The sequence below is a fragment of the Frateuria sp. genome (assembly GCF_013362045.1).
Lineage (GTDB): Bacteria > Pseudomonadota > Gammaproteobacteria > Xanthomonadales > Rhodanobacteraceae > Frateuria_A.
The window spans coordinates 1-5,582 of record NZ_JABFWW010000080.1 but is presented as its reverse complement, the minus strand read 5'-3'; the positions used below and the strand labels follow the sequence as shown (position 1 = coordinate 5,582).

Sequence of the window (5,582 nt, the reverse complement as noted above, 5' to 3'; positions counted from 1 at the left end):
CCTGCCGATCGTGCCGCTGCTGCTGTTGCCCTGGACGGTTGGCCTGGGCAGCGGCGCGCGCAGCGAGCCCATGCCCGCCTCGCGCCTGCCCGACCGCTTCGCCCTGGCCGCGGCGCTGCCGGCGTTCGCCGCGTTCTGCGCGATCAGCGGCAAGCAGCCGCACTACCTGCTGCCGCTGCTGCCCGCGCTCGCTCCCGCCGTAGGCATGCGGCTGGCCAGCGGACGATGGCGCGTGGCCGGCTGGCGCGTGGGCCTGCTGCTGATGGTGATCGCCGCAGGCTTCCTGGTCGCGTTGGCGTGGCTCGCTCCGCGTGCTCCGGTCGCTGCCTACGCTTTCCTGGTGGCTGCGATCGTGCCGGGGCTGCTGCTGGTGTGGCGGGGCAGGCGTGCCTCTACGGCAGTGGCCACAGCCGCGCTGGCGATGCTGGTCGTGGTGGCCCTGGCCAAGGCCGCCTTCGTGGCGGGGCTGGGGCCGCGCTATTCGGTGCAGGGGGCCGCGGAGCGGATCGCGGCGGCGCAGCGCGCGGGCACCCCGCTGCTGCATGCGGGGCGGCAGAACGGCCTGTACACCTTCGCCGGCCGCCTGACCCTGCCCATCCCCACCGTGGAGACCCAGGCCGCGGTCGCCGCCTGGGCGCAGTCGCATCCGGACGGGTGGGTGATCAGCAACTACAAGGACTACGACTACGCGCCGCCGCCGCTCTACCAGCAACCCTTTCTCGGGCGACGCCTGGGGATCTGGCGCGCAGGCGACGTCGCCGCCGAGGCAGGCCGGCGCGCGCGGGAAGCCAGGTAGCGCTTCAGCGGACCGGCTTGACCATCCGCAGCAGGTCGACGCCGTAGCCGGCCGCCTCGTAGATGGCGCGGGCGCGTTCGTTGCCGGGAAACACCGCCAGCGTGATCAGCGCGCAACGGTGCTCGCGCGCCCAGCCTTCGGCATGCTCCATCAGCGCCTTGCCCACGCCCTTGCCTTCGTGCGAAGGCGCCACCGCGACGTTGTTGATATGGCAATTGGTGCGGCCGGTGAAGAAATCCTGCGTCTTCTGCAGTTCGATGAAGCCGACCACCTCGCCCTCGTCGTTCTCGGCGACGAACAGGAAGTCGTTGGCGGTGCCGTCCTCCAGATGGCGCAGCAAGTCCCCGCGGATGCCGTCGATGCATTCGTGCCGCTTGCGCCATGGCGGCAGCGGGAAATCCACGAAGCGCGGGACCAGTCCCAGGATGAAATCGTCGTCGTCCTCGGCCAGACGGATCACAAGATTCGTATCGCTCATGCAGCGGTCGATCGGTTGGCAACGATGTGAGCGGTTCTACACCGAGAGGGCGCGGCGGGGAAGTCCCAGCAGTCCGGCCGGGCGCACCGGGAGCCGGTTTGCTAGGGTGTGCCTTCCCCCGCGAGGCAAGGAGAGACGCCATGCGCAAGCCGCTTCCCACGCACCGCTTCGGCCGCGCCATGCCGCTGTTGGCTGTCCTGACGTTCGCCGCCACGGCGCATGCGCAGGCGGCAATCAGGGCGATCAACCCCTCGGCCCTGCCCCCCGCGCACGGCTACTCGCACGTGGTGATCGCCCCGCCCGGGCGGCTGGTTTCGATCTCCGGCCAGGTAGCGATGGATGCCCGGGGCCGCGTGGTAGGCGCCGGCGATTTCCGCGCGCAATGCGTGCAGGTGTTCGAAAATTTGAAGATCGCATTGCACGGCGCGGGCCTGGATTTCGGCGACGTGGTGCGCACCGACATGTACGTCACCGACCTGGAGCAGCTCGCGGTGCTGCGCGAGGTGCGCGCGCACTACCTGCCGGCGAATGCGCAGGCCACCAGCACCCTGGTGAAGGTCGATGGTCTGTTCCGGCCGGAACTGATGATCGAGGTGGCGGCCGAGGCGGTGCTGCCGGATGGACGCAAGGCCCGCCCCTGAGCGGCGCAGACTTGCGATGAACCTGGCCCTGTTCGACTTCGACGGCACCATCACCACGCGCGAGACGATGCGCGACTTCATGTACCGCGCGGTGCCGCCGCGCCGGCTGGCCTGCGGCAAGGTACTGCTGGCGCCGTGGGTCGCAGGCTACCGGCTGGGGCTGGTGTCCGGCACTGCGGCACGCGCCGCGATCGTGCGGTTCGGCTTCGCCGGCGTGGCGCTCGATGCGGTGCGGAACCATGGCGCCGCGTTCGCCACCGACCTCTTGCCGGCGGTGCTGCGGCCGGAGGCGATGGCGCGCATCCGCTGGCACCGGGACCAGGGCGACACCGTCGTGGTGGTATCGGGCGCGCTTGATTTCTACCTGGCGCCCTGGTGCCACGCGCATGGCCTGGCGCTGATCTGCTCAACCCTGGAACATCGCGATGGCCGCCTCACCGGCCGCTACCTCGGCGCGCAGTGCGTGGGCGAAGAGAAGGCCAGGCGCGTGCGCGCGGCCTATGACCTCGCCTGCTACGGCAACGTCTACGCCTACGGCGACACCCGCGAGGACCTGCCGCTGCTCGACCTCGCGCATCGGCGGTTTTACCGTGGGCGGGAACTGGCGGCGGCCTAGCGAGCCGAACCAGCCGGCGTGGATGGCCTGCTCAGCGGATCGTGGCGCATGCTTCAGCGGCTCACCAGCGGCAGCGCGATGAAGCTCGCCTGCCCCGGTGCGTGGTACACCCGCTGCGTGGCTTTCACGTAGTCGGCCGGTTTGGCCTCGAAGATGTTCGGCACGAAGGTCTGCGGGTTGCGGTCGTAGAGCGGGAACCAGCTCGACTGCACCTGCACCATCAGCCGGTGGCCGGGCAGGAACACGTGGTTGGCCGCGGGCAGGGCGAAGCGGTAGTCCAGCGGCTGGCCGGCGGCGAGCGGCGCGGGCTTGTCGAAGCCCGTGCGGTAGCGGCCGCGGAAAATGTCCATGGAAACCGCGAGCTGGTAGCCGCCCATCTCGGGCTGCGCGGCCACCTGGTCGGGGTAGACGTCGATCAGCTTGACCACCCAGTCGCTGTCGCTGCCGCTGGTGGCGGCGACCAGGTGCACCTCGGGCGCGCCGGCGATGGCGAGCGGCGCGGCCAGCGGCTCGGAGACGTAGGTCAGCACGTCGGTGCGGCCGGAGGCTTCGCGCTGGTCGTCCACCAGCCATCGCGACCAGGTCAGCCCGTCGCCGCCGCTGATCGGCTGGATCGGGCGGGCGCGGTAGGGTACCGGGCGGGCCGGGTCGGAGACGTACTCGTCGTAGGCGCTGCCGCCCGCAGGTGCGGTGAAGCCGAGCCGATGCTCCGGCTCCAGGTACAGCGCGCGGCTGGCGGCGGCGCAGCCCCGTTCGCATGCGAGCGGCCAGCGATCCAGCCGCTGCCACTGGTTGGTGCCGGTCTGGAAGGCGGTGACCGGGGCAAGGTCGGCCCTGGGCGCGCCGTCCTTCAGGTACTGCGCCAGGTAGGGGCGCAGGATGTGCTCACGGAAGTACTTGGCGGTGTCGCTGCCGAAACGGATCGCGCCCAGCGCGCTGCCTTCGTGGATCTCCTGCCCGTGGTACCACGGGCCCATCACCAGCTTGACCTTGTCGCCGCCGGTGTCCTTGGGCTTGATCGCGCGGTACACGGCGAGCGCCCCGTAGATGTCCTCCTGGTCCCACAGGCTGTGCACCAGCATCACCGGCACCTTCAGCGGTTCCTTCGCCAGCAGCCTGTCGACCGCCTGGTCGGACCAGAACGCGTCGTAGGCCGGGTGCGCCAGCAGCTTGTTCCAGAAGCCCAGCTGCCGCATGCCGTAGGCCCGGCCCAGGGCGCCGGCGGAGCCGTAGTGCAGGAACAGGTCGTATTCGTCGTGGTAGCTCGTCCACCACTTGATCGAACTGTCGCGGCTGGCCTCCTGCTCGTAGATGTAGGACATGTTCTGCTGGCGGAACGCGCCATGGTGGAACCAGTCGTCGCCCATCCAGCCGTCGACCATCGGGTTCATCGGCACCGAGACTTTCAGCGCCGGGTGCGGATGGACCAGCGCCATCAGCGGCTCGAAGCCGTCGTAGGAGATGCCCAGCGTGCCGATCCTGCCGTTGGACTCGGGCACGTTCTTCACCAGCCAATCGATGGTGTCCCAGGTGTCGGTGGCGTCGTCCACCGGGGTGGGGTTCTGCGGCCCGTGCACCGGGCGGTTCATCACGTAGTCGCCCTCCGAGCCATGCTTGCCGCGCACGTCCTGCACCACGCGGATGTAGCCGTCCTCGACGGTCACGTCGGTGACGTTGTCGTAGCCCTCGAGCATGGGCGCCAGGTGGCCGCTCATGGTGTGGCTGGTCAGCGCGCTGGCGTCGTAAGGCGTGCGGGTGAGCAGGATGCCGGCATGCCTGGCGCCCTTCGGGACCAGGATGACGGTGTGCAGCTTCACGCCGTCGCGCATCGGGATCATGGCCTCGCGCCGCACGTAATCGAAACTGGCGGTGGCGGGGGTGAAGTGTGCGGGTGTCTCGCTGGGATAACCGGGGTACTTCGCCTGCGCCTCGCTGGCGGCGGGCAGGGCGGTACTGGCGGCGAGCAGCACGGCCAGCAGGGCGGAGCGGGCGGCGGGACGGAGCTTCATGGCGGTTCCCCTGGATGAACCCGCCTAGCGTAGCCCGGTCGCGGGTAGATCGCTTGCAGGGCTCAGCCGGTCAGTGCATTCAGGAAGGCGTTGCGCCAGGCGGTCAGGTCGTGGCGCTGCAGCACGTCCATCATGCCCCGCCAGCGCGCGATGCGTTCGCGCTGGGGCATGGCCAGGGCGCGTTCGAGCGCGTCGGCCACCTCGACCGTGTCGGCCGGGTTGACCAGCAGCGCCTCGGTCAGCTCCTGCGCCGCGCCCGCGAAGCGCGAGAGCACCAGTACGCCGGGGTTCTTCGGGTCCTGGCTGGCGACGTATTCCTTCGCCACCAGGTTCATGCCGTCGCGCAGCGGCGTGACCAGGCCCACCCGCGCCACGCGGTAGTAGCCGGCCAGCAGGGTGTGCGGAAAGGACTGGTTGACGTAGCGGATCGGCACCCACTCGGGCGTGGCGAACTTGCCGTTGATGTGCCCGGCGGTGCGTTCCAGTTCGCGGCGGATCAGCCGGTATTCCGGCACCGCGCCGCGCGAGGGCGGCGCGATCTGCAGGAGGGTGACGCGGCTGTGCAGCGCGGGCGATCGCTCGAGCAGGTGGGCGAAGGCCTCGAAGCGTTCGGCCAGTCCCTTGGAGTAGTCCAGCCGGTCGACGCCGATGATCAGCGCGCGCTCGTCGAGGCTCTCGTACAGCTGCTGCACGCCCGGCTCGTTCGCCGACTGCCGCGCGGTTTCGGCCACCTCGGCGGTGTCGATGCTGATCGGGAACACGCCGGCGCGGAACAGCCGCCCGTTGGCTGCGCGCAGGCGGCCGCCGGGGCGCATGGCTCCGCCCACCTCGTGCAGGAAATAGTCTTCCAGCGCGCGCAGGTCGCGCGCTGTGTGCAGGCCGACCAGGTCGTAGCTGGCCAGCGTCTCCAGCAGCTCGCGGTGCTTGGGCAGCGCGATCAGCAGGGCCGCGGCCGGCAGCGGCGTGTGCAGGAAGAAGCCGATGCGGTTGCGCACGCCGCGCTCGCGCAGCATCGCGGCGAGCGGAATCAGGTGGTAGTCGT

At 70.3% G+C, this 5,582-nt stretch carries 5 protein-coding genes and 1 pseudogene; 3 read left to right on the top strand and 3 right to left on the bottom strand.

Translation table 11 applies throughout. The features are described from left to right. Positions 1-796: pseudogene (locus tag HOQ08_RS03850) on the top strand (glycosyl transferase); the annotation flags it as partial. A gap of 4 nt (positions 797-800) precedes the next feature. On the opposite strand, the gene HOQ08_RS03845 reads toward HOQ08_RS03850, so the two are convergent. Further along, on the bottom strand, positions 801-1,274 hold the full coding sequence (locus HOQ08_RS03845; protein WP_291191843.1) for a GNAT family N-acetyltransferase: 474 nt from the start codon (positions 1,272-1,274) through the stop codon (positions 801-803). A gap of 140 nt (positions 1,275-1,414) precedes the next feature. Here HOQ08_RS03845 and HOQ08_RS03840 point away from each other — a divergent pair, with 140 nt between their 5' ends. Together HOQ08_RS03840 and HOQ08_RS03835 are read left to right on the top strand one after the other, a co-directional pair. Next, complete coding sequence (locus HOQ08_RS03840) at positions 1,415-1,915, top strand: RidA family protein (protein ID WP_291191841.1); 501 nt, start codon at positions 1,415-1,417, stop codon at positions 1,913-1,915. 16 nt (positions 1,916-1,931) lie between these two features. Continuing rightward, on the top strand, positions 1,932-2,531 hold the full coding sequence (locus HOQ08_RS03835; protein WP_291191839.1) for an HAD family hydrolase: 600 nt from the start codon (positions 1,932-1,934) through the stop codon (positions 2,529-2,531). Positions 2,532-2,584: 53 nt separating this feature from the next. Here HOQ08_RS03835 and HOQ08_RS03830 read toward each other — a convergent pair whose 3' ends face one another. Then, the gene (locus tag HOQ08_RS03830; RefSeq protein ID WP_291191837.1) at positions 2,585-4,540 is read right to left on the bottom strand and encodes a CocE/NonD family hydrolase; all 1,956 of its coding nucleotides are present in this window, start codon (positions 4,538-4,540) and stop codon (positions 2,585-2,587) included. Between the two features lie 62 nt (positions 4,541-4,602). After that, positions 4,603-5,582, bottom strand: a 980-nt coding sequence (locus tag HOQ08_RS03825) for a trehalose-6-phosphate synthase (RefSeq protein WP_291191834.1), incomplete at its 5' end; no start/stop codon positions are given.

What these genes read in the sequence shown, in the direction of transcription:
- HOQ08_RS03840 (WP_291191841.1), top strand. Translation starts at nt 1,415, where the DNA reads ATGCGCAAGCCGCTTCCCACGCACCGCTTCGGCCGCGCCATGCCGCTG.
- HOQ08_RS03830 (WP_291191837.1), bottom strand. Translation starts at nt 4,540, where the DNA reads ATGAAGCTCCGTCCCGCCGCCCGCTCCGCCCTGCTGGCCGTGCTGCTC.
- HOQ08_RS03845 (WP_291191843.1), bottom strand. Translation starts at nt 1,274, where the DNA reads ATGAGCGATACGAATCTTGTGATCCGTCTGGCCGAGGACGACGACGAT.
- HOQ08_RS03835 (WP_291191839.1), top strand. Translation starts at nt 1,932, where the DNA reads ATGAACCTGGCCCTGTTCGACTTCGACGGCACCATCACCACGCGCGAG.